This window comes from Halobacillus halophilus, from assembly GCF_020171985.1.
Classification (GTDB): Bacteria; Bacillota; Bacilli; order Bacillales; family Halobacillaceae; genus Halobacillus; species Halobacillus halophilus_A.
The window spans coordinates 82,153-105,722 of sequence record NZ_JAIVAL010000014.1 but is presented as its reverse complement, the minus strand read 5'-3'; the positions used below and the strand labels follow the sequence as shown (position 1 = coordinate 105,722).

At 42.4% G+C, this 23,570-nt stretch carries 25 protein-coding genes; 12 read left to right on the top strand and 13 right to left on the bottom strand.

The window, feature by feature from the left end; all coding sequences use genetic code 11:
• Nucleotides 1-56 precede the first annotated feature (56 nt).
• Complete coding sequence (locus tag LCM11_RS18185) at nt 57-980, top strand: manganese-dependent inorganic pyrophosphatase (RefSeq protein WP_224895725.1); 924 nt, start codon at nt 57-59, stop codon at nt 978-980.
• 719 nt (nt 981-1,699) lie between these two features.
• Here LCM11_RS18185 and LCM11_RS18180 read toward each other — a convergent pair.
• Nucleotides 1,700-2,251 carry a hypothetical protein gene (locus tag LCM11_RS18180; protein ID WP_224895686.1) on the bottom strand — a complete coding sequence of 184 codons (552 nt, stop codon included), beginning with the start codon at nt 2,249-2,251 and terminating at the stop codon, nt 1,700-1,702.
• Nucleotides 2,244-2,825 (bottom strand): GNAT family N-acetyltransferase, encoded by a 582-nt coding sequence (locus LCM11_RS18175; RefSeq protein ID WP_224895685.1) that lies wholly within the window; start codon nt 2,823-2,825, stop codon nt 2,244-2,246. The genes LCM11_RS18180 and LCM11_RS18175 overlap by 8 nt, the downstream gene beginning before the upstream one ends.
• A 125-nt stretch (nt 2,826-2,950) precedes the next feature.
• Here LCM11_RS18175 and corA point away from each other — a divergent pair, with 125 nt between their 5' ends.
• Entirely contained in the window at nt 2,951-3,901 is a 951-nt protein-coding gene (corA, locus tag LCM11_RS18170) for a magnesium/cobalt transporter CorA (RefSeq protein WP_224895684.1), read from the top strand.
• 330 nt (nt 3,902-4,231) lie between these two features.
• Here corA and LCM11_RS18165 read toward each other — a convergent pair whose 3' ends face one another.
• The 3 genes from LCM11_RS18165 to LCM11_RS18155 all read right to left on the bottom strand — a co-directional run bounded on the left by LCM11_RS18165 (nt 4,232) and on the right by LCM11_RS18155 (nt 6,171).
• On the bottom strand, nt 4,232-4,795 hold the full coding sequence (locus LCM11_RS18165) for an FAD-dependent oxidoreductase (protein ID WP_224895683.1): 564 nt from the start codon (nt 4,793-4,795) through the stop codon (nt 4,232-4,234).
• A 213-nt stretch (nt 4,796-5,008) separates the two neighbouring features.
• Complete coding sequence (locus tag LCM11_RS18160) at nt 5,009-5,341, bottom strand: hypothetical protein (protein ID WP_224895682.1); 333 nt, start codon at nt 5,339-5,341, stop codon at nt 5,009-5,011.
• Nucleotides 5,342-5,421: 80 nt separating this feature from the next.
• Nucleotides 5,422-6,171: an SDR family NAD(P)-dependent oxidoreductase gene (locus tag LCM11_RS18155; RefSeq protein ID WP_224895681.1), complete on the bottom strand. Its 750-nt coding sequence runs from the start codon at nt 6,169-6,171 to the stop codon at nt 5,422-5,424.
• Between the two features lie 127 nt (nt 6,172-6,298).
• Here LCM11_RS18155 and LCM11_RS18150 point away from each other — a divergent pair, with 127 nt between their 5' ends.
• The 5 genes from LCM11_RS18150 (at nt 6,299) to moaA (ending at nt 10,024) form a co-directional block, all read left to right on the top strand.
• Complete coding sequence (locus tag LCM11_RS18150) at nt 6,299-6,835, top strand: HD domain-containing protein (protein ID WP_224895724.1); 537 nt, start codon at nt 6,299-6,301, stop codon at nt 6,833-6,835.
• Between the two features lie 357 nt (nt 6,836-7,192).
• Nucleotides 7,193-7,330: a hypothetical protein gene (locus tag LCM11_RS18145; RefSeq protein ID WP_175477904.1), complete on the top strand. Its 138-nt coding sequence runs from the start codon at nt 7,193-7,195 to the stop codon at nt 7,328-7,330.
• Between the two features lie 108 nt (nt 7,331-7,438).
• On the top strand, nt 7,439-7,573 hold the full coding sequence (locus LCM11_RS20435) for a hypothetical protein (RefSeq protein WP_263622710.1): 135 nt from the start codon (nt 7,439-7,441) through the stop codon (nt 7,571-7,573).
• A 154-nt stretch (nt 7,574-7,727) separates the two neighbouring features.
• Nucleotides 7,728-8,990 carry a gephyrin-like molybdotransferase Glp gene (glp, locus tag LCM11_RS18140; RefSeq protein WP_224895680.1) on the top strand — a complete coding sequence of 421 codons (1,263 nt, stop codon included), beginning with the start codon at nt 7,728-7,730 and terminating at the stop codon, nt 8,988-8,990.
• 23 nt (nt 8,991-9,013) lie between these two features.
• A complete protein-coding gene (gene moaA / locus LCM11_RS18135) occupies nt 9,014-10,024 on the top strand; it encodes a GTP 3',8-cyclase MoaA (RefSeq protein WP_224895679.1) in 1,011 nt (336 codons plus the stop codon).
• A 599-nt stretch (nt 10,025-10,623) separates the two neighbouring features.
• Here moaA and LCM11_RS18130 read toward each other — a convergent pair.
• Nucleotides 10,624-11,658, bottom strand: coding sequence for a zinc-binding dehydrogenase (locus LCM11_RS18130; protein WP_224895723.1), 1,035 nt, complete (start codon nt 11,656-11,658; stop codon nt 10,624-10,626).
• A gap of 243 nt (nt 11,659-11,901) precedes the next feature.
• On the opposite strand from LCM11_RS18130, the gene LCM11_RS18125 reads away from it, so the two are divergent.
• Nucleotides 11,902-12,327, top strand: coding sequence for a YwpF-like family protein (locus LCM11_RS18125; protein ID WP_224895678.1), 426 nt, complete (start codon nt 11,902-11,904; stop codon nt 12,325-12,327).
• 135 nt (nt 12,328-12,462) lie between these two features.
• Nucleotides 12,463-13,821: a TrkH family potassium uptake protein gene (locus LCM11_RS18120; RefSeq protein WP_224895677.1), complete on the top strand. Its 1,359-nt coding sequence runs from the start codon at nt 12,463-12,465 to the stop codon at nt 13,819-13,821.
• 93 nt (nt 13,822-13,914) lie between these two features.
• Here LCM11_RS18120 and LCM11_RS18115 read toward each other — a convergent pair whose 3' ends face one another.
• Entirely contained in the window at nt 13,915-14,046 is a 132-nt protein-coding gene (locus LCM11_RS18115; RefSeq protein ID WP_087946066.1) for a YjcZ family sporulation protein, read from the bottom strand.
• 77 nt (nt 14,047-14,123) lie between these two features.
• Entirely contained in the window at nt 14,124-14,330 is a 207-nt protein-coding gene (locus LCM11_RS18110; RefSeq protein ID WP_224895676.1) for a hypothetical protein, read from the bottom strand.
• A 280-nt stretch (nt 14,331-14,610) separates the two neighbouring features.
• On the opposite strand from LCM11_RS18110, the gene LCM11_RS18105 reads away from it, so the two are divergent.
• Genes LCM11_RS18105 through LCM11_RS18095 form a run of 3 tightly spaced genes read left to right on the top strand, consistent with a single transcriptional unit; the run spans nt 14,611 to nt 18,412 of the window.
• Nucleotides 14,611-16,095 carry a phytoene desaturase family protein gene (locus tag LCM11_RS18105; protein WP_224895675.1) on the top strand — a complete coding sequence of 495 codons (1,485 nt, stop codon included), beginning with the start codon at nt 14,611-14,613 and terminating at the stop codon, nt 16,093-16,095.
• Nucleotides 16,092-17,573, top strand: coding sequence for a phytoene desaturase family protein (locus LCM11_RS18100; protein ID WP_224895674.1), 1,482 nt, complete (start codon nt 16,092-16,094; stop codon nt 17,571-17,573). Before LCM11_RS18105 ends, LCM11_RS18100 begins: the two co-directional genes overlap by 4 nt.
• A gap of 2 nt (nt 17,574-17,575) precedes the next feature.
• The gene (locus LCM11_RS18095; RefSeq protein ID WP_224895722.1) at nt 17,576-18,412 is read left to right on the top strand and encodes a phytoene/squalene synthase family protein; all 837 of its coding nucleotides are present in this window, start codon (nt 17,576-17,578) and stop codon (nt 18,410-18,412) included.
• Between the two features lie 262 nt (nt 18,413-18,674).
• Here the strand turns inward: LCM11_RS18095 and LCM11_RS18090 are convergent, their stop codons facing one another.
• The 5 genes from LCM11_RS18090 to LCM11_RS18070 form a co-directional block, all read right to left on the bottom strand.
• Nucleotides 18,675-20,138: a phytoene desaturase family protein gene (locus LCM11_RS18090; protein ID WP_224895673.1), complete on the bottom strand. Its 1,464-nt coding sequence runs from the start codon at nt 20,136-20,138 to the stop codon at nt 18,675-18,677.
• A complete protein-coding gene (locus LCM11_RS18085) occupies nt 20,135-21,244 on the bottom strand; it encodes a glycosyltransferase (protein ID WP_224895672.1) in 1,110 nt (369 codons plus the stop codon). Before LCM11_RS18085 ends, LCM11_RS18090 begins: the two co-directional genes overlap by 4 nt.
• Before the next feature lie 18 nt (nt 21,245-21,262).
• On the bottom strand, nt 21,263-21,919 hold the full coding sequence (locus tag LCM11_RS18080; protein ID WP_224895671.1) for a lysophospholipid acyltransferase family protein: 657 nt from the start codon (nt 21,917-21,919) through the stop codon (nt 21,263-21,265).
• Nucleotides 21,906-22,673: a carotenoid biosynthesis protein gene (locus tag LCM11_RS18075; RefSeq protein WP_224895670.1), complete on the bottom strand. Its 768-nt coding sequence runs from the start codon at nt 22,671-22,673 to the stop codon at nt 21,906-21,908. Before LCM11_RS18075 ends, LCM11_RS18080 begins: the two co-directional genes overlap by 14 nt.
• A gap of 141 nt (nt 22,674-22,814) precedes the next feature.
• The gene (locus tag LCM11_RS18070; RefSeq protein WP_224895669.1) at nt 22,815-23,315 is read right to left on the bottom strand and encodes a DoxX family protein; all 501 of its coding nucleotides are present in this window, start codon (nt 23,313-23,315) and stop codon (nt 22,815-22,817) included.
• Nucleotides 23,316-23,570 lie beyond the last annotated feature (255 nt).

The window sequence follows — 23,570 nt, the reverse complement described above, 5'->3', positions numbered from 1 at the left end:
TAATCGTCACTGTAAAAGACGTACATAACTACGCACAAGGAGAAAGGAAGATGACAATGAATAAAACATTAATTTTTGGCCATAAAAATCCTGACACGGATACGATTAGTTCAGCGATAGCATATGCCGCTCTAAAAAATTCACTTGGCTTTGATACAGAGCCCGTACGTTTAGGAGAGATTGGCGGAGAAACCCAATACGCTCTTGACTATTTTGATGTGAAAGCACCAAGACTAGTTGAGAAAGTATCTGACGAAGTGGATCAAGTCATCCTTGTTGATCATAACGAGCGCCAGCAAAGTGTAGAAGATCTGGAAGAAGTGAAAATTCTCGAGGTCATCGATCATCACCGTATTGCGAACTTCGAAACGGAAGGACCTCTTTACTATCGTGCTGAGCCTGTAGGTTGCACGGCTACCATTCTAAACAAACTTTATAAAGAAAATAATAAAGAAGTCTCTAAACCGATGGCTGGACTGATGCTATCTGCCATTATCTCTGATTCCTTATTGTTTAAATCTCCGACTTGTACGGATGAGGATCGCCAGGCAGCTGAAGAGCTGGCTGCTATTGCAGGAGTGAATGCAGAAGAGTATGGACTTGAAATGCTGAAAGCCGGCGCAGATATCAGCGGTCTTTCTGCTGAAGAAGTTATTTCTCTCGATGCCAAAGAATTCACCATGGGAGATAAAAACGTTGAAATTGCTCAGGTAAATACAGTGGATACAGATGATGTGCTCAGCCGTAAAGCAGAACTTGAACAAGCTATGGAAAAAGCTGTATCAGATAAAGGATCGGAATTATTCTTATTAGTTGTAACGGACATTCTTACGAACAATTCCACCGTTGTGGCTGTTGGGAACAAAGAAGCTGTCGCTCAGGCGTTTAATGTTTCATTAGATGGCAACCAGGCTGTACTGGAAGGTGTTGTTTCCCGTAAGAAACAAATCGTACCGCCGCTGAACCAATATTTCGCGTAATACTAAGAAAACGACCCTTTCGTAAAAAGGATCGTTTCCGGGCCGTCGAGTTAAACTCGGCGGTCTTTTTTACTTTCTGTTGAAGTCTGCAGCTGATTTAATTTTTAAGCCCTGTTAAGCTATAGGGCCGATTACTGTAAGACTCGATTTCGAGATATTAGGTTAGAGTGAAGGTCCTGCGGGGGACGATTCCGCTTTCCGTGGGCATGTGGTAAGCTTCCTCAGGCTTCGCCTTCCGGGATCTTACCGATCATGTTCATCCCACAGGAGTCTTCATCTTCCCCCTCCGGACCTTGCCAGATCAGAAACTCGAAATCACTCTGAATCTTACCTGCTTCGTTATCATGATATCAGGGAACTAATTCCTGCTTTCTGCTTCATTACAGTGGAAAACGTTGATATAAAGGCGTTTACTGCAAATGAGTTATGAACAATTCCTCTTTTTCAAAAGGTCCGTTTTTCTTCCTATCGTTGGGTTGGTGGGGAAATGGCGAGACTCCCATGGGAGAAGGGACTAGGTGAGATCCCACAGGGAGTGAAACGAGCGAGGAAGCTCACCGTTCCCCCATAGGAAAGCGAGTTATTTCCCCACCAGCCCTTTTCCACATAAAGTAACGGACCCGTTTATCTCGAAACTGAGTCTTCAACAAACGGGAGCTTTTCTATAGTAATCAACATGGTAATTTTACAGAGTGAAAGAATGAATAGGGGGAGACGGATTACTGGAATGTTTTGTTAAAATTCTGGATTTCTTGGGTAATTGAATGTAAGGATGCTTTATCCCCAATTGAAAAATCATCAGATGAAGTGATCTTCGTAATGTTATTTATAAGCTGACTCAGTTCTTTATCCATCTGGTTTTCATTTGTGTTCTTTTCTCCAGTCTGGCCGACTGAGTTCTCCGTAATGATAGAGTCGAAAGTTCGAAGGGATTCATTGTAATCTCCGAACCATTGACCGCTTAGAAGGCTGCTTCTCTGCGCTGTGTTAAATAGCCGGGTGTGGTCGTGTAAATCCTGCAATTGATTAGATAGTAAAAAACCTAGTTCGTAATTTTTCTCATCCTCTGAATTTTGTCTAAGATACTGATTAAAAGTCTGCTTCACATCTTCAAGATTACGGGGCAGTTCTTTGACCGCTGAAGAAGAAGCCTGAATAGCGAAGGACTCGACAGGCTGAGGTTTTGAGGAATCGTACCACATATAGGCTAAGATGATGGATAGGAATAACAGCGCAATCGATGTAACTTTATAAAACTTTAATTTAGTCACGATGCATCTCATTCCATTCTTCTCTAAGCACTCCCATGCGGATGGAGTCGTAAAATTTGCCTTCGTAAATTCGGCATTTCCTCATCCGTCCTTCTAATACCAGACCTAATTTCTCCCCCACTTTCATCATCCGTTCATTTTTAGACCAGGTCGTTAATCCGGCACGTACTATTGGCAGCGATTGAAAAAGGTGGTCAATCCATAACGTTAAAGCTTCAGTTCCGAAACCTCCATTCCAGTAGTCAGGATCATAAATACCAATGCCTACCTCAAGCCATAAAGATGGTTTGTGCTCCCAATAGTACGTCACGGTTCCGATGATTTGACCATCAACCTCAATCAACAGGCGCGAATCCGGCTCATCAGTACCTAAGCGTTCTTTACGAGCGTTCTCGTGACTGCGGTAGCTTTCAAGCGTATGCGGTTCAAGAGGGTAGTAGGGGGCGTCCCACTTTTTCCACTCTTGCTCATTAGCATAAATTTTCTCCCAAAGCAGCGGGATGTCTTCATCTTGAATGGATCGCAGGGTGACTTTTTTTCCCGATAAATGGGTGTTAAATTTCGATTTATTCATAATATACAAGCTCCTTAATTGTTCTTCAGTCTTATCCTATCACAATGGAAGAATCAGGTTGAGTGTTTTCTCTTTTTACTTGCAGGGTATGAGTAGAAGAAGCTACATAAGTAAGAGGTGAGTATATGATTCATGTCACGGCCTATTCGAATAAGGATGGACTTCATAAGGATTTAACGCTTGAGCAGCTATCCTCGCTCGACTGGAACTGGTATTGGGTAGATTTTGAATCTCCTACAGAAGAAGAAGTCAAACTGCTGGATAGTTATTTTCATTTTCACCCTTTAGCTATTGAAGATTGTCTTCATGATTTGCAAAGGCCTAAATTAGATTACTATGATGACCACACATTTTTTGTGCTTCATTCTGTCAATCGAGAAGAACTAGAAAGAGAAGAAATTGATATTTTTCTAGGAGAGTGTTCCATAGTTACGTTTCACAAGGAACCCGCTACTTCGCTTGACATAGCGGAGAGGCTGCTCAAACGCAGCAAAGATATGAGCAAAGTAGATGAGTATTTTATACTTTATCAGATCCTTGATAAGGTAGTGGATAACTATTTTCCAATCGTTTATGAAATTGAAGATCATATTAACGAAATTGAATCCAATACGAAGAATCTATCTATGGAAAACCTGCTGGATGAACTGTTTGATCGTAGAAGTGAACTGCTCACCTTGAGACAGACGGTGCACCCGATGAGGGATTTATTATATCGTGTTTTGAATACTCATCATTTAGAAGGTGTGCACGACCGCAGGGAGTATTTCGCTGATATCCACGACCACTTAATTAAAGTCGCAGATATTATAGCTTCAAACCGTGAAATGACACAGGATATCAGGGATAGTTATTTGTCTTTAAACTCTCATCAAACCAATCGAACGATGCAGATTCTGACGGTTATATCCGTCATCTTTATGCCGCTGACGTTTATTGTTGGGGTCTATGGTATGAATTTTCAACATATGCCTGAGCTCAATACTCAATATGGCTATTTGGTCGTCTGGATCATTATGATTGGTGTTTCCATAGGAATGTTCACGTGGTTCAAACGTAAAGGCTGGTTCGATTAAGGAGTCTGAAGTGGATTACGACTGAAGGCTGAAAGAAAATCACCCGGTGGACCGTTATAGAAAAGACGGAATTCGACTACACTTTAAATATCATCAATCAAAGGAGATGAATTTATCGTGTTTAATGAATTGGAAGTCTCTCTTGACGTGCAGGAGCGCCGGACTAAATAACGTAAAAAGCTATCCCGTTCATAACAAGGGATAGCTTTTTTACATTCCTTAATCTAAAAACGAACTAAGACTAAATATTTTTTCAGTGGAATTTTTATTGTGGCTGCCCTGACGGAGGCGGGAAATCTAAACCACTCTAATTACCAGTAAGTTACCGAATCATGATTTCAAAACGTCGTGATCAACGTAGCGTTTTCCTTTGAGGGCACTGATGACATTTACCGCAACTCTTGCGCCATCACCAGCGGTAATAATAGTATGAACACTTAATCCGGCAACGGTTCCAGCGGCCCACACTTTCGGGTAAGACGTATGACCTTTTTTATCCACTTCAATGATTTTAGCTACTCTTGGTTCAAGGCCGTCCCGGGTTTCCAAACCAAAGGCTTCAGCGAGCTTTACGGACATTCCCGTAGCAAAAATGATGTGCTCAGCATCATAAGAACCTTCGTTCGTTTCGATGGTGTACATAGCTCCATTTTCTTGAATTCTCTGAACTTCATCTTTCACAAGTTCCGTACCGAATTTAATAGCTTGTTCTTGACCTGTCTGAAGAAGAGAAGGACCTTCGATTTCTTTTACTCCGTAGTGATTTTCCACCCATGCTTTCGCTGTTATACTTTTACCGCTGTCGAACATGACTGTCTTTACACCTGACTTCGCTGCAAATAAAGCAGCACTGGCTCCGGCTGGTCCTGCCCCGATAATAGCTACATCATACATAGAAAACTCACTCCTTAGGATAAGTAGGTACACTTTCATTATATCGAATTTTACGCAGGGAAGAAATCAGGTATGTGAAATAGAAAATGATTTTTGGGAAGGGAGGGCACTTACCAGAAGACATAAAAAAGAACTCATTTCTTTTAGAAGTGAGTTCTTTTAGCCGTTTAAGGTACGTATTCCTTGTGCGGTAAGTATTTATCTCTATAAAGGTTATACGAATATAGATGAGTTACTGTTTATGATAGAATCTGTGTACCTTCTTCGGCAGTTGGCCTCAGCGATGTTATCCTGCCAGGAACTCTCAATCTCCTGAAAAGTTTGTTCCACTTCTTCACCGTCAATAATCATAACAAGAGGCTCATTGATATCCATTAATAGAAAAAAAGACATAAGCTTAGGTAAGTGCCCGCTGTCTGCGATCAAATGGTTTTGATGCAAATACACGTTCTGATTACTTTTAGAAACTAATTTGTAGAATTTCATAACCTGGTTGGTTTGTAAGGGCTGGTACAGGTGCAATTGATATGATGATAATTCTTCCATCCTTGTCACCTCCATGTTCTCTGCTTGCTTTAACACTACCCGGGGGTCAAGGGTCCTAAACCTGACTCCCCGTATTTTTGTTAATGTTTGTAAATCATTTTCCTTGTCATACCGCCGTCCACTGTTAAATTTTCTCCTGTAACAAAATCATTAGAGCGATCAGTCAAATAGAAGCAGGCTTTAGCTACATCTTCGACTTTTCCAACTCGATTAGATAAGTGCTGCTCATGATCAACCTCACGGAGCTGTTCGTAGTTCTCTGTCTGAATCCAGCCCGGACTAATGGAATTTACACGAATGTTATAATCAGATAGAGAGGATGCTAATGCATGGGTGAGTGCTATAATACCACCTTTACTAGCTGCATATGCCTCTGAGTCCGGCTCGGACATAAAAGCTCGCGTTGAAGCCATATTAACGATTCTACCCTGTACACCTTCGTTCTTCCACAGCTTTCCAGCCTGCTTGGAAAATAGGAAAATACTTCGCAGGTTAGTCTGAATCACATCATCCCACTGATCAACATCCAGTTCAAAAAGCGGCTGGAATGAACTTACCCCGGCATTGTTAATCAAAATGGAGATCGTGCCGACGTGTTGATTTATTTCCTCAAACAACTCATTTATATTTTTTGGGTCACGTACGTCACAGTAAAAAAAGAAACCGTTGCCGCCATTCTCTCTAATTTCTCCCACAAGCTGCCGGCCATGTTCTTCATCTTTATCACAGGCAATCACCGTGGCGCCCTGCTCAGCATAGGATAAAGCCAGGCCTCGGCCGATCCCGTTACTTGCACCCGTGATCAAAACAATTTCATCATGAAAATTCATAGTAATCCCTCCTGCCTCACTTTACCTTAATGTCTTTATTCATAAACCTGTGTTGTCATATGGATTGGAAAAGGCTTGTAGAGCAGGATGGAACATGGTATTATCTTAAAAAATTGGAGGTGATCGTATCAAACGCGTAACATTAGTCGATGTTTTTAAACACCGTATCACACAGAAATACTTACAGCGATCAGGTATCCATCACGCGGTCACCGTAGCAGGTTATGCATATGATATGGCGATTGAATCCAATGTAGATCCGGACCTTGCGACAAAATCAGCATTACTTCACGATATGGGGCATTATGAGTGGTACCGTGACGGAAAGTGGGACTACGAAGAATATCGTAAACATGATATTCATGCTATTAAGGGAGCGGAACGGGCTCATAAATTATTAATTCGCCTTGGGGAAGACCGATTGGTTGCTAAAGAGGTATCGCTTGCTGTACTTCTTCACACGGACAGCTATCTGCCTTTTTCCCTCGCAGCCCAGCGGACAGATCTCCAAGAAGTCGTAAGGAAAGCCGATGAAAAGGATGAGCAGCCATCCGGCCTGCATCATTATAAGCAAATGGACAAAAGTGAAGCCATCCAGTTATTAAATCAGCTTGATTTGAAAGTGGAAGCAGCTTTAGAAGATCAGGGAGAGCTTTCTGGTTAAAAAGTATAACTTTTTTCCTAATTAAGCTTTACTTTTAAATCAGCCTTCTATATAATTCCAATGAAAGCAAAATTTTCTGAAAGCGAGGTCGACATAAATGACGAACCTAAAAATGACAGTAAACCAGAAAATCGAACATCGACCTGCGCAAATAGGGATTAGCGAATAAACTTTTTCATCAATTTATTCATAACTGCCGCAGGTTACGCATATTGTATTCCTGTGGCTTTTTTAATGAAAGCATTATATCGTTTGCTAAAAACGAAGCCACAGGGGACCTGTGGTTTTTTGTTATGCTATCAAAGGGTAATTTTACTCTTTTGATATAAATATACACAAGTTGAGGAGGTGGAAATTATGACGATTCATTTGTTTATTTTTAAGATTCAAGTAAGTAGACGCCAGGAAGAGAAATATGCGCCGTTACCCGGATACCATCCGTCTGCAGAAGAGCAATGGCTTGATAGGAAATCATCATTTATCCATTACATGTAAATTAAAAAGGAGTGAAAAATTATGAGCAGCACACTAAGGATGGAATTTATGGATTGGTTAAACGACGAGAAGGATACCGCTTAGTTACGTAGTATTGGAGGGGTAAACATGCGGATCAACGTGCTTATTTTTACAATTTATATCCAAAAGCTGGACCAGGAAGCTAGAGAACGGTCATTCCAAAGGTCAAAAGCAATTGGAGATAAAATTAATAAAACTAAATTAAAATACACCTCATTATAAGGTGCAACCCCCCAGTCATTTTGACTGGGGGATTGTTATTTTTAGAGTATTACAGGATTTAAGAAGCTAAACCTTTGAAAAAAACTGTCAAATCCGTTAAGGTCAGGAAAAGATACTTTTAAAGAAAAATTTTATATAGAAAGGCTTTTTTGACATGAGTTTACATAGAAAACCTATGCCTGTACCGGATGCAGTGGATTCGGTGATGAACTATAAAAAAAAGGCTGAGGCTGAAATTCTTCCTCTGGAGTTTTGTGATAACCGCACCTTAGCAGAAGATATAGTCGCTACACACCCGGTTCCTCCTTTTAATAAGTCTCCTTATGACGGATTTGCATTACGGTCCGAAGATACAGAAGGACTATCCAAGGAAAAAAGCGGTCAGTTTCGGGTAACGGAAACGGTAGGAGCCGGCCATCGTGCCAGTCGTCCAATAAAGGAAGGGGAAGCGGTTCGCATTATGACGGGCGCAGAAATTCCTGAAGGCGCGGATTGCGTAGCTATGTTCGAGATTTGTCAGACTTATGAACAAGATGGCGAGTCCTGGATGTCTTTAAAGCGACCAATGGAAAAGAATCAGAATATTATACAACAAGGATCAGAAACAAAGGAACATGATGTGTTAGTAGAGTCTGGAACGGAAGTGAATCCAGGTGTAAAAGCTCTGCTTGCGACATTTGGCTACAGCGATGTGAATGTATATAAAAAGCCGGTTATAGGCGTGTTCGCCACCGGTACTGAATTACTGGACGTTGATGAGCCTCTGGAGCCGGGAAAGATACGTAATTCCAACGCATACATGATTGTTTCTCAAGTAAAGCGTGCAGGTGGAGAAGCTCTTTATTTTGGGAAGCTGGAAGATGACTTTGATATTTGTTATCAATCTGTATCTGAAGCTTTAGATAAGGTGGATGTATTAATTACAACGGGCGGCGTATCAGTCGGGGATTATGATTTGATGCCTGATATTTATGAGAAATTAGAAGCGGACGTGTTATTTAATAAGGTAGCGATGAGACCAGGAAGTGTGACGACGGTAGCTTCTTACCAGGAGAAATTGTTGTTTGGATTATCAGGAAACCCTTCCGCCTGCTATGTAGGGTTTGAGTTGTTTACTTATCCCATTATTCTTTCTTATTTAGGGCGGTCAGAACCCTTTCATCAACGAATCCAGGCTACATTAGGAAAAGATTTTAAAAAGCCCAATCCTTTTACCAGATTTGTGCGAGGATGCCTCCGGTACCATGAGGGGAAAGTGATCGTTGACCCGGTCGGTATGGACAAGTCAGCCGTTGTTTCTTCGCTTGCTCATACAAATGTACTTATTATGCTCCCGGGAGGAACGCGGGGTTATGAAAAAGGGGACGACGTGGAAGCCCTTTTACTAGAAGATCAGACAGGACAACAGAGCTTCTGATAAGACACAGAAGGAGTGAAGGTATGACCGATTATGTATTAGACCAGCATGAACGACCAATGAAGGATTTACGAATCTCTGTTATTGATAAATGTAATTTCAGGTGTACGTACTGTATGCCGGCAGAGATTTTCGGTGATGATTATAAATTTATGCCAAAGGACGAGCTTCTAAGTTTCGACGAAATCATCCGGCTTGTTCAAATCTTTTCGAAATTTGGAGTTGAAAAGATCCGCCTAACGGGAGGAGAACCTCTGATGAGGAAGGATCTTCATGAACTGGTGGCTAGACTAAACGATATAGATGGAATTAAGGATATTGCCGTAACCACGAATGCTGTATTCCTCGTCAAACAGGCGAAGAAGCTCAAGGAAGCAGGCCTTAATCGTGTAAACGTAAGTCTTGATGCCATTGAAGATGAAGTCTTCCAGCAGACGAACGGCCGAGGGATTAAAACCAGTCCTGTTCTTAAGGGAATAGAAGCTGCCAGGGATGCAGGACTAGATATAAAGATCAATATGGTCGTGAAAAAAGGTATGAACGAGAGTCAGATTCTTCCGATGGCCCGTTACTTTAAGGACACGGGTGATACGCTGCGGTTTATAGAATTTATGGACGTAGGAAATCATAACGGCTGGAATATGGGTTCTGTTGTTTCTAAAAAAGAAATCATTGAAGAAATTAATCAGGAGCTGCCATTAGTGCCGCTTGATGCGAATTATTTTGGAGAAGTAGCTTCCAGGTATCGTTATGAAGGAAGCGAAGCAGAAATTGGAGTTATTTCTTCGGTTACAGACGCTTTTTGCAGCAGCTGCACGCGAGTACGTCTTTCAGCAGATGGAAAGCTGTTTACCTGTCTCTTTGCTTCAGAAGGACATGATATTCGTGAATTACTGAGAGGCGGGGAGCCGGACGAAGCGATTATTTCCAATCTTATAAAAATATGGACAAGAAGAGATGACCAATATTCGATTGACCGTGCCAATGGTAAACCAACGAAGAAGAAAATTGAAATGTCGTATATCGGCGGCTGAAAAAAAGCCGGATACCCTCGCGCTGGGTATCCGGCTTTTTACTAGGATATGCAAAACATTTTTATAGACTTTAATTAAGATAGATCTTCAGCTAAAGGGCCGGATTGTGTAAGACTCAGTTTCGAGATATTGGGTGGAGAAGGGGCTTCAGGGAACGACTCGCTTTCCGCGGGCATGTGGTGAGCTTCCTCAGGCTTCGCCGTTCCCTTCCGCCCCTTTGCGATCATGGAGAGCTCGAAATCCTTTACGTAAATGCCTTTATATGAGGAAGAAACCTATGTGATCAACGTAGTCTCTGGCGATATAGAAGCATTTAAGATAGGGTTCCCACTTTTTTTACTGCCAGGGTCCGTTCACATGAAATGGCTGGGCGGCGGAGGAAACGACGAGACTCCCGCGGGAGAAGGAGCTAGGCGAGACCCCACAAGGAGTTTTAACGACTGAGGAGGCTTGCCAGTTCCCCCGCAGGAAAGCGAGTTGTTTCTGTAGACGCCCTCATCCTTTTTTGGCAACGGACCCGAGTTATCTCGAAACTGAGTCTTCAAGTAATGGGAGCTTTACTTGAAGATTGTACATCGTAGATTTAGCGGAGTTTCTTACTATGGAATTAGTACAATCTTTCCGGTTTTGCCGGCTTGCTTAAAGTAAGTTTGTGCTTCTCTTGCTTTTTCCAAAGGAAATGTCCGATCGATGACGGGTTTAATCTTACCTTCTGAAATGGCTTGAAGCATACGCTTGAACTCTGCTCTTGTCCCGAGTACTGATCCATAGAGAGTAATATGTTTCAAGTAGAGCGTCCGAAAGTCCAGTTCTGTCTTCTGTCCCCCTGCAGATCCGGAAGTACAGAATTTCCCTCCTTTTTTCAATACTTCCAGAGAAGTTGAAAACAAAGCGTCTCCCACAACATCCACTACAGAATCGATTGGCCCTCCGTTTGCCTCCAGGATTTCTTCTGCCAATCGCTCCGAACGATAAGACAATACATGGTCTGCTCCAAGTTCTTTTAATCTTTCTTCCAAAGCCAGGTCCCCTACAATAGCGATAACTTTGGCGCCAAATACTTGAGAAGCGATTTGAACATTTAATGATCCTACGCCTCCATTAGCTCCTGTCACCATTATCGTTTCACCAGGCTGTACCTGAAGCTGTTCGATCATGTGCCAAGCTGTCATGCCACTGACAGAGAACACGGTACTTTCTGTGTAGTCAGATAGGGGCATGTCAAAGCAAAGCTCTGCCGGCCACACGACGTACTCTGCATATCCTCCATCGTATTCTGAACCAATGAACGACATATCTTCCGCTATATGTTCCTTACCTTCGTCTCCGCTTGAAGTAAAAGGGAAAACCACGACATCCCTTCCAATCATATGCTGATCTACTTCGCTGCCTGCTTTTTCAATAGTGCCTGTTATATCGGAACCGGGTATTCGAGGGAAATGGACACCTTCCGGGCGCCAGCCAGATTTGCCTCCTGTTCCGTACGCACCTTCTCTCATCCAGATTTCAGTATTATTAATCGCACAGGCTTTCACTTTGATTAAAACTTCGTTACTTTTCGGCTCTGGAATGTCTTTATCTACTACTTGTAATTGATCGACATCCCCATATCCAGTAACTTGAACTGCTTTCATCACACCATTACCTCCCAGTTTGTATTCTAAGCTTGTCTCTATTAGCTTACACGGAAATGAGCCGTTCATCCAATCTGCGAGTTTAGTTAACCAATCTCACTATTGCACCATCATGCTTGAGAGTTGATCTTAATCAAACCATAGGCTGCTTCAAACTTTCTCCGGTATAATTATTAAGCCTTTGCTCAAATCGTAACCGTCCTCTATAATAAAGGTAATATGTGTTTGCGGAGGGGAGTTTCCATGAAAACCTTTAAATTAATTTCTTTGGATATCATAGAAGAGAAAGATGAAGATATTACACAAAGACGGATTAAACTGCTGGATGGGCTCATTATTAACCGTGAAGACGATCATGGACGATGGATCATCGAAGCGTATGTGGACCAAAGCTACCAGGATTTCTTCCAGACTATGTGCAACAACAGTGAAGAAATTATGGTACAGGTGAAAATTACAAAACCTAGTAACCAGCCTGCTACGTTTTTAGTGACACCGATTGATACGAATGTAATTGGGGATCACATCAATGTTATTTTTATGGGGTCAATCGTGAATCGACAACAGGAACAAATTGAGAAGACTCTTCGCCAGCTTATGGATGAAGGATATCAGAATGAAGAACTTCTGGCTGCTTTCAAGAAAAAAGCGGAAGAAGCCTCTTCGTAATCTGCTGTAGTTCTCCTTACATAAGAGCGCGGGCGAAAAAATTAAATCGGGTAAAGAAAATCTTAAATTACCCTGCTATAATAGGAATGGTGTTCAATCATTAAGTCGGAAACAGCATGTTAAAGGAGATATCGTATGTGGGTGAGAAGAAAGAGCCTGCGCTGGCTGAATGAATTATCGCCATTTCAATTAATTGCCATATATTATCTAATTGCGGTCACCATTTCATCTATACTAATTGCTTTACCTGTGGCCCATAAACCGGGCGTGAAACTGGATTTCATAGACGTATTATTTACAGCCGTCAGCGCCGTAAGTGTAACAGGTCTGACGACGGTCCCGACGGCGGAGACGTTTAGTACAACCGGGGTATTTATTTTAGCGTTAGTATTACAGTTTGGCGGAATTGGAGTTATGACACTCGGCACGTTGATCTGGCTTGTGCTTGGGAAAAAAATAGGCTTGAAAGAGCGGCGTCTCATTATGACAGACCAAAACCGGACTTCCTTCCAGGGAATGGTCCAAATGGTCAAGGAAATCGTGCTGGTGGTACTTCTCATTGAATTTATCGGTTTTTTAACTCTTGGGACGTATTTCCTTCAGTACTATGATCCTGGCGAAGCTTATTTACAAGGCTTCTTTGGAACCATTAGTGCTATGACAAACGGTGGTTTTGATATCACTGGACAATCACTCATTCCATTTAGGCATGATTATTTTGTTCAATTCATTAATATGATTTTAATTATTGCAGGAGCGATTGGGTTTCCTGTCCTGATTGAAGTCAAACAGTATTTATTTAATAACAACGATGTAAAAACAATCCGGTTTTCTTTATTTGCAAAACTGACGAGTTTCACTTTTTTCATGCTTGTACTGCTCGGGATGGGGATGATTATCCTCCTCGAGTTTAATCATTTCTTTGCCGGAAAAGACTGGCATGAAGTATTTTTCTATGCCCTGTTTCAGTCGGTCACAACGAGAAGTGGCGGGCTTTCAACTATGGATATTAACCAGTTCACCGAACAGACGCAGCTGTTTATGTCGTCTTTAATGTTTATTGGGGCTTCTCCAAGCAGTGTCGGTGGAGGAATACGTACCACTACTTTTGCTCTGGTTGTCATCTTTATCTTAACCTTTGCCCGTGGCGGAAGCAGAATTCGACTGTTCAGGAGAGAGGTTCATAATGAAGATTTAAATAGAGCCGTTGTGGTTATGATGATGGCCATGCTGCTTTGCTTTATCGCTTTAATGGCTTTGTCCATAAGTGAGCCTTTTACATTAAATGAAATCCTGTTTGAAGTATGTTCCGCATTTGGAACGGTTGGTCTCTCGTTAGGTATAACACCAGGGATGACTGCTTTTGGAAAAATTGTATTAATGCTTCTCATGTTCCTCGGGAGAATTGGTATATTGACTTTCTTGTTCTCTTTCCAGAAAGACAGAACAAAAGGGAATTATCATTATCCAAAAGAGAGGTTAATCATTGGTTAAATCAGAAAAAGCTCAGCCATCAGGCTGAGCTTTTTTTGATCGAATCGATTTATCTTTCCGGTATCTGTATCTCGCAAAGATTTTTCATTTACATTAGCAGTAAAATGCTGCACCCACGATTACCAATAGAATGAACAATACGACGATCAAGGCAAAGTTGTTACCATAACCAGCTCCGCCATATCTTCCGCAACGTCTTCCGCCGTAAGGATAGCCTCCGTACATAAGCTCACCTCCTGTTGTTTACATACTCAGCGTATGCAGGAGGAGGCATATGTGTATGGTTATTCACCTAGAGAAGATTAATTCATGAAGGTGGAAGGAGCCAATTTAATAATTTTGCTCTTTTGGTGAAGGAATTCCTTCTGAGAATCGTTCAAGGATTGTTCACTGCAATCAATCTCTTCACACCAGTGGTTCAACTGCTCATTGATCAACCTTTTCTGATCAGGAGAAGAAGTCACATGAGAAGGGAAATAGGGTCCTGAAATTCTTTGGTTAGCGTACATCACCATCAGCCTCCTTGTCTGTTTATTATTCGCAAATCTTATAAAAATATGAAGGAGTCTTAAGGTTAGTGGCGAAAAGGATAATTTACATACACAGGAAAAGGGATGTGCTTCCTATGGTTTTTTCTTCAATAACAAGGGAATGCGCAAGGGGTAGAATTTTTAGTAAGTCGAAAGAAGGACTTCTGAGCACATCGAATAAAGGTTATTATTCGTTTGCTGCGTAGATATTTTGTATAATGATTCTAAATTAGTCGTTATATAGAGAGAAGGTGGCGCGATGAAGAAAGTGGCAGTAATAGGAGCAGGGCCTGGAGGATTAGCTTCAGCTATGATCCTCGCTTCAAAAGGTTACGATGTTCATGTATTTGAAAAACAACCATTCGTAGGAGGAAGAAATGGGCATTTTTCTTTAGGTGACTATACGTTCGATATAGGTCCGACCTTTTTGAGTATGCCTCATATCGTTGAGGAATTATTTGAAATGTCCGGCAGAAATGCTCATGACTACATGGATCTAATCGAACTTGCACCGATGTACGAGCTGCAATTCGATGGGAAGCGTGTACCGATGTACCGTGACCGCATGAAAATGCTGAACGTGATCTCCAAGCATTTCCCAGGCAATGAAAAAGGCTACGTCCGTTTTATGAACGATACGAGAAAGAAAATGGATGCTCTGCTTCCTCTGCTTCAGACGCGCCATAACAAGCTGACCGATTATGTAAGCCTTCGTGCTTTGAAAGCACTTCCTAAGCTATCGCTTGGAAAGTCGGTTTATCAAGTATTATCCGATTACTTTACAGATGAGAAATTAAAAATTGCTTTTACATTCCAGGCAAAGTATTTAGGCATGTCCCCCTGGGAATGCCCGGGAGCCTTTTCGATTCTCTCATATATGGAACATGAGTACGGCGTCTTTCATCCAAAGGGCGGAGTCAACCAGCTTTCTAAGTCTATGGCAAAAGTAACCGAGGAACATGGAGGACAGATCCACCTGGGTAACGGCGTACGCAAATTTAAAACGGAGGGTAAAAAAGTCGTTGGCATTGAACTTGAATCTGGAGAAGAATTTGAAGCGGATGAGGTGATCGTAAACGCTGATTTTGCCAATGCAATGAGTCACATGGTGGAGGGGGACAAGCTGAAAAAGTATTCCGAGAAAAATCTGTCTAAGAAAAAATATTCGTGTTCCACTTTTATGATCTATGTCGGATTGGATAAACTTTATGATCAGATGCCTCACCATACGATTCTCTTCGCGGAAGATTATAAGAAAAACGTCGATGAAATGACGAAAGATCTTGTCCTGTCCGACGAACCGTCGATTTATATTCATAATGCAAGCGTAACAGACGATACATTAGCACCTGAGGGGCATTCAGCTGTTTACATCTTAGCCCCTGTCCCGAACAACTACTCTGAAATCGACTGGGATGAAAAGCAGGAAACATTTAAAAACCTTATCCTTGATGAGCTCGAAAATAAAACTGGATTCAGTGACATCCGCGAGCACATTGTTACAGAAAAAGTGTTAACACCTAAACAGTGGCAAACCGATCATTTTGTTCATAAAGGTGCGACGTTCAGCTTAGGACATCAGCTTTCTCAAATGATGTACTTCCGGCCCCACAATCGCTTTCAGGAATTGGATCACTGCTGGCTGGTCGGCGGCGGCACTCATCCAGGAAGCGGACTTCCAACCATCCTTGAATCAGCCAGAATAACCACAGGGTGGATCAGAGAGGAGGCGGAAACCTCATGAGACAAACCCGGACAGCTATTGTAGGGGGCGGAATTGGCGGTTTAGTAACCGCCCTGCTCCTTTCCAAAGAAAAGGAAAGAAAGATTACTATTTTTGAAAAGAACGATTACCTTGGTGGACGTCTGACCTATGAGCGAAATGGGCCCTACAAAATTGACCAGGGACCGACCATTGTTCTGCTGCCGGAAATGCTTCTAAGCATATTAGAGGAGGGTGGTTTTGATCGAAAAGACATTCCGCTCATTCCATGTGATCCTCTTTATGATATCCGATTTAAAGATGGCCGTGCATTTACTAAATATTCGGATCCTGAGCAGCAAAAGCAGGAATTGAAAGCCAAATTCCCAGGGAACGAGAAGCAATTTGACCGGTTTCTGGAGGACATGAAAATTCGTTTTCTTCGAGGTAAATCTCAGTTTTTAGAACAATCCTTCGTGAACAAACGCCGTTTTTTCTCTGGTCAGAATATTAAAACGCTGATTCAGCTGAAAGCATATCAAAATGTGAGAAAGATGATGAGAAGCTATTTCTCAGACGAACAGCTGGTGGAAGCTTACACATTGCAGACGCTTTATATAGGTGGTCACCCGGAGCAGTCTCCGGCCATGTATTCACTTGTTTCGTACAGCGAACATGAACACGGGATCTGGTATATGAAAGGCGGCTATGCCCACCTGGTTGATTTAATTGTCGAGCGTCTCAAGGAACGAGGGGTAGAGATTCACATCAGTTCTGAAGTAGAGCAGCTTCACACCTCGCACTCTAAGGTACAGTCTATTACAGCCGCGGGGGAGGAGTTCGAAATAGATGAACTTATTCTGAATGGTGATTTTCCTACAATGGATCGTTTACTGCCTGAAGAACGGCAGCATAAACGTAATTATACCCCTTCCTCCGGCTGTCTGCTTCTTTACATGGGACTGGATAAAATCTATCCGAATCACACCATTCATCAATTTTACATGTCTTCAAACTTCGACGAACACATGAAGCAGGTATTTGAAACTAAAGAGCTGCCCGATGATCCTTCTTTCTATACGTTTCATCCTTCAATCGTGGATGATTCTTTAGCGCCTGCTGGTAAAGGGGTTCTTTATACCTTAATACCTGTGCCCGCAGGAGACGATGTTGACTGGAGTAAAAAGGACCAATTAATTGAGCACGTGCTTCAGCAGATGGAAGAAAGAGGTTTTCCGGAATTAAGGAAACATATGAATTGGATAAAGGTGAGGACACCGGAAGAAGCCAAAAGAGACGGTCTTTATGGAGGAGGAAGCTTCGGTATTGCCCCAACCCTCTTTCAGTCCGGAGTATTCCGTCCCCAGCTAAAACCGTATTCTCTTTCAAATCTATATGCGGTTGGAGCTTCCATTCATCCTGGAGGCGGCATTCCCATTGTTATGCAGGGGGCTAAGCTGCTAGCGGATCATTTGCAAAATGGTTCTGAAGAAAGGCATAATTATAAGCGAGGTGTTTAGAGATAATGGACTTGAATCATGCTTACGACCATTGCAAAAACATAATAGAGAAACATTCAAAGACCTTCTCGAAAGCGTTCGCTATGCTCCCTAAACATCAGAAGAGGGCAGTATGGGCCATTTATGCCTTTTGTCGCAGGGCCGATGACATCGTGGATGAAGGGGAAAATCCGAGAGAAGAGCTGGAAGCATTTGCTGTAGAGTTTGATCTTTTTATGGAGGGCAGGCTCGAAACGGAAGATCCATGCTGGATTGCTCTTCAGGATGCTTTTAAACGGTTTCCCCTTGATCCGACTCCTTTTTATGAGATGATTGTCGGCCAGCGCATGGACTTATATCCGAAAACGATTGATACAAAAGACGATCTCCTTCATTATTGCTATCATGTCGCAAGTACGGTCGGGCTTATGCTTCTGCCTGTGCTTGCCCCCGGTAAAGTCTCCAGAGTTAAAACAGGTGCTATTGAACTTGGGTATGCGATGCAGATCACCAATATCCTGAGGGATATCGGAGAAGATCTGGACAATAATCGAATTTACATCCCTGAACAGATGATGATGGACTATGGTTATACTCGTTCAGATCTCCATAACAAGAAGGTAAATGAAGCATTTATACGGCTCTGGGAAGACTTAGCCCAGGATGCTGAGCATTACTATCGGAATGCATTAGCTACTTTGCCGGAGTATCCACTTTATTCAAGAACTCCTGTAGGAGGAGCTGCGAAAATGTATCGCGCCATCATCCAGACAGTGAGAGATAATGATTATCAGGTCTTTGGGAAGCGAAACTACGTATCTGACCAAATGAAAAAGCAGATTATTGCGGAAATGCAATAATCTGCTTTTTTTCTGGCTCTATTAAACTTCCGTGATGATCATTTCGTTAAGTTCCCGTTTTTGTAAGACCCTGTTTCGAGATATTGGTTATGAGGTAGATCCTCCGGGGAAGAGGGGTCATTTTTCCACTAGCCAAACCAGCCACCTCTTCATCTTGTAACGGACCCAATTCATCTTGAAACGGAGTCTTACATATAACCGCCCTATTGCGTAATAAGCCCTCTTAAGAAAAATCAATAATAATTTTTATCAGAACTTTTTTCTATTCGGGGTGAACAATTTTGCCAAGGATCTGGTTGGCTACGTTTTGACCGCTGAGAACGACCATCGGAGAGCCGCCTCCCGGATGGGTACTGCCTCCGCAGAAGTACAGATTGCTGAAATCCTGAGACTGATTGAATGGTCTCATAAACGCCTGGAGCCTGCGGTTGGAGGAAGGACCGTAAAGGGAGCCGCGGTATGCACCGAAGCGGCTCTCAATTTCCTCGGGACCGATTACTTTTTCGAAAGTTACATGGTTTTTAATCGGGAGACCGGACTGGGCTAGATCTTCATAAATCCTCTTTTTATACTCTTCACGATCTATTTCAGTTGAAGAGCTAAGCGCCGGGGCATTAACCAGGATGAAACAATTATCACCTTCAGAGGAAAGGGTGGAGTCTGACTTAGCTGATGTTCCGATATAGATGGTAGGCTCTTCAGCATAGTGGCCATTTTTTAAACTTGAGAATTCCTTTTCGTAATTTCTGGAAAAAAGAACGTGGTGGTGATGCAGATCTGGCATAGTCGTGTCCAGTCCTGCCATAATAACGAAAGCAGATATGGAAGGATCAAAGGAACGGAGTTTTTTATCAGATAATGAGGTCCGTTTATTGTTATCGATTAATTCCGGTACGGATTGGAGTAGGTCTCCATTCACGATCACGTAGTCCGCTTCGTAAGTATGGCCTCCAGCCACCACGCCCGTGGCCTGCTTGTTATGGGTTAAGATTTTTTCTACCCGCGTGTTCTTATATAGCTGTGCTCCCTGATTTTCTGCAGCTTTCGCCATGTTTTCTGCGATCTTCGTATTTCCGCCCGGGACGTAGTAAACACCATCATTTAACTCCAGGTGAGCAATCATCGCAAATGTAGCCGGTGTAACGTAGGGATTTGAGCCTACATAGGTCGAATAACGGTTAAGGGATTGAATGATGCCAGGATGAGAAAAATATCTTCTGAAAAAATGATCCATCGACTCTAGAGGTCTCACCTGCGCAAACCCTTTGGCCAGGGAAGGAGAGAGGTAATCTTTCCATCCGGAAAAGGTCCGGTGAAGAAAGTATTCTTTCGATAAATGAAACAGGCGCTCAATTTCCAGTAAAAAGGCATCATAGTTCTGATAGCCTTTTTTGTCCAAATAGTAGAGCTGCTGCTTCATATATTGCCGATCAGAGGAGAGATCAAAGGTTGTGCCATCCTTAAACTGGTTTCTTGTATGATGGGTGAGTTTAGAAAAGGAGAGTTCTTTTTCTAGACCGCCCTGGCGAAGGACATCTTGAAATACCTCTGGCATGGTGATGGTATTCGGCCCGAAATCGAAATGATAACCAGCTTCATTGACCGGCATCATCTTCCCGCCAAAATGGTCGTTCTTTTCGAAGAGATTTACTTCGGCTCCGGCTTTGGCCAGGGTGACAGCTGCCGACAGCCCACCTAGGCCGCCCCCGACTATAGCAACTTTCATTCGTAAGACCTTCCTTTCCACTGATAAGATTTTCCCCGGATATGTACCGTCATGGAGGAAATCATAATTAATATAAGTAACACGATCGACACAGGAATAAAAAAAGACAGCCATAATGGATGCCCAGTGCGAGCATCGACGTACATTTTAAAGGACACGGTTAGCAGGTAGGGCAGCACATACAGCCAGCTTTCTTCTACAAAAGCAATAGCGATGAATCCAAACGGGACAAGAAACAAGAGCGTATAAAGGAGAGACAAGATCACAACTAGTGCCGCGGAGCGTCCTAATCCAGTATAGATATTCTTCTGAAAGCCGGCCCACGTTTCTTTAGGATGATGGTACATATAGGAAAGAACGGAAGGTGTAATATTGGCAAGCACCATTTTATGGCCGTTCTTTTTCATTTCTCTGCTGATGTGTACGTCCTCTACGAGGGATCCTTTAACGGACTCGTGTCCCCCAATTGCTTCATAGGCGTTTCGTTCCACCATAATAAAAATACCACACGCCGCTGTAAACATTGGTTTTTTTGTAAAGTTAGCTATAGCAAGAGGCAGGTGAAGCTGCACGACCATGTGTTGAAGCGGGACCAGCATATGACTTAGGAAATGGTCGTTTGGGTAACGAGGGAAGCCGCTTAGCATCGAAGCTCCGTGTTTTTCCATCGTGGCAAGGGTTTTTTCGATGATTGAAGGGGCAACGCGCGCATCGGCATCCAGAAATAAGTAGTAGTCCCCGCTTGCTAATTCAGAGAGCTGATAACAGGCGTGAACTTTCCCATTCCAGCCATCCGGCAGCTCTTTTCCTTGATGCACCTTAAAACGTGAGTCATTTTTCGTTTCATGCAAGAGCTTCTCATAAGTTTTATCTTCTGAATGGTCATCCAGAAAGATCACCTCAAGCGAAGGGTAGCTCAATCTATGGATCGAATCCATCAGCCCCTCCACGTTTTCTTCTTCATTTCGTAAAGGAATAAGAAGAGAAACGCGAGGGGTGCTTTTTAAGTGCCCGGCTGGAGATAAAGGCAGTAAGAAAAAGCTGTTTAGGATCGTCCATAGATTGAGAAGAACCGTCATGATCAGGATAATGGTAAAAAACGTCACGATATCCCTTCCTTTCTATTACAGGGTTCTAAACGAATGATGGTCTTCCTTAATAATCGTCTCACGCAGCTGATCCAGCTGTTCGGTGGAACGATTTTCAAAATAACGCGTCATTTCTTTTCTATTTAAAGAAGAGTACTCTTTTCGAGCAAGTGGATCTCCAATTTTAATATAGACGTTTGGTTTTTTGGTGTGCTCAAACGAATAGTAAATGGAAATCGGTACTACAGGGACGCTAGGACACTTCTTAGCTATGTAGGCGACCCCGGTGAAGAACTCAAGAGGGCGCTTCTCCAAGTGCTGCTCCTCTCCTTGAGGGAAAATCCATACCGTGCTGTCTTGTTCAAGAAGTTCTTTACTATAATTCAACGATTGAAGTAGATGTCTCCGATCATTGGTGTTAATGGAAAAAGCACCAATCCGGCGGAAAAAAGGAAAGCGTCTTATGCCGTCTTCATGCATCATTCCATAGCCATCGGACTGAATGATTTCTTTATTCAAATGATAAATCATCAAGGGGTCCCACCATGTGGAATGGTTTATTAAAAATAGAGCAGGACCATCAGGAAGGGTAGAATAGGACACATTAATGTGCTTAAACTGTGACTTCAACAGAAAGCGATTAAATCTGGAAAATCCCCATTCAATGATTGAATTCTTTTTAGCTTTCAGCATAGCCTTTCTTCCTCCAGAAATAAATAATATACCATAAAGCGGCAAGGGACCCTACTAAAATGGCGGCGCCAAATAGTCCTCCACTGATGGCCATAATACAAAACATGCCAATAATTAAGCCAAACGTAAGGGCCATACGTGACGGCCAAAGCGAAGAGCGAGAGACCTTTGCCGGGTTCCATAGTAGAAATACGGCGTGAAATATAATGGCAAGGACAAACCACCCTACGAAATTGGAAAAGGGAATATCGTAATAAACTCCAGGCTCCTGCCATATCCAATATTCTTTGACTTTGTACGATACAGGATCAAGAATCAAATCCATCGTTACAGCGAGTAAACCACCTGTCATAACAAAACCAATATGACGGAAGAAGCCACTCCATTTCTCCGTAATCCCCCGAGCCAGCTCATGAGAACAGCCAATGATCAGCATCCAGGCGAACCCAATGGTAATTGGCGTATCAAAGATCTTTAATCCGAAATTCTGGTTATAATCATAGGAACCGAAAAGAAAATTGTAAGCGACACCTAGATGTTCTATATAGATACTGAAAACGATAATAAATAAACTGTAGAGTACACCTCCAGTTGCTCCGTACATTCGAATAAAGTAAATAAGAGCAATCACGCCTGCAGTAATTAAAAACACACTGTTTGCCCATTCCAGCCAGGGTGGCAGCCAGTCGAATGTAAGTAAAATAACGCCGCATATGTACCAGAAAATGAAAAAGCGATAAATAATTGTGTCCATCTTTTCACCCTGCTCTCGAATTTAAAAGAAATTATGTAATGAAAAGTATTTTCTACCTAATCATACCTCAAAGGATAGGGGGTTAAACAGAAAGAAGTCCTATGGAATATGCCATAGGACTTCAACAAGCTTCTATAGTGATTAATGGGCCAGCGTTTTCCTTTTAGGCCAGGCTATTTTGCGAGGAAGATGAGGAAGAACCCAGCGATCAAGTCCGTATTTACCAGCATTGGCACCCGCTACTAACAGGAAGACCGTCAGTAATACCATCTGTGGATTCGTGCTGGTTGTACCACTGAACAAAAATGCGAAGTTCATCAAGATGCCTCCAAGAGCGGCGATATTCGTAAATAAACCAAGTATGAGTGCAATTCCGGCAAACACTTCACCCCACATCACGAGGAAAGCGAATAGTTCATGATTCGGAAGGGCAAACTGTTCCAGGAATATTGCCCACCATCCTTGAACCGCAGGATGAGCACCTTCAGCTTTACCTATGGCCCCCATTAAGAAGCCATTCACTTCAAATCCTCCTGTGACTTTTCCTAATCCAGAGGTGAGCCACGTATAACCTAAGTACACTCGAATGACGGTTAAAATAAGGGCTGCTTTCTCATTGTTTCGAATCCATTGATTAATCATTACACTCACTCCTTTAGTTTGTTCAACATTTCACATGATTAGCTAATCTCTTGCTACACCTATAGTATATAAGGGTAAACGTTAAGGTACCATACTTTGTGCGATCATTCACAAAGTGGACTAAAAGTTATGTCAATCCGATGAATTTTAGTAGTTTACTTTTCATTAGGGAAGTGAATCTTTTATAATGAATGGATAGGATCATTTCGACTAAAAATAGACTCAGCATATTCGTGTGTTTTTTGCTAAAATAGA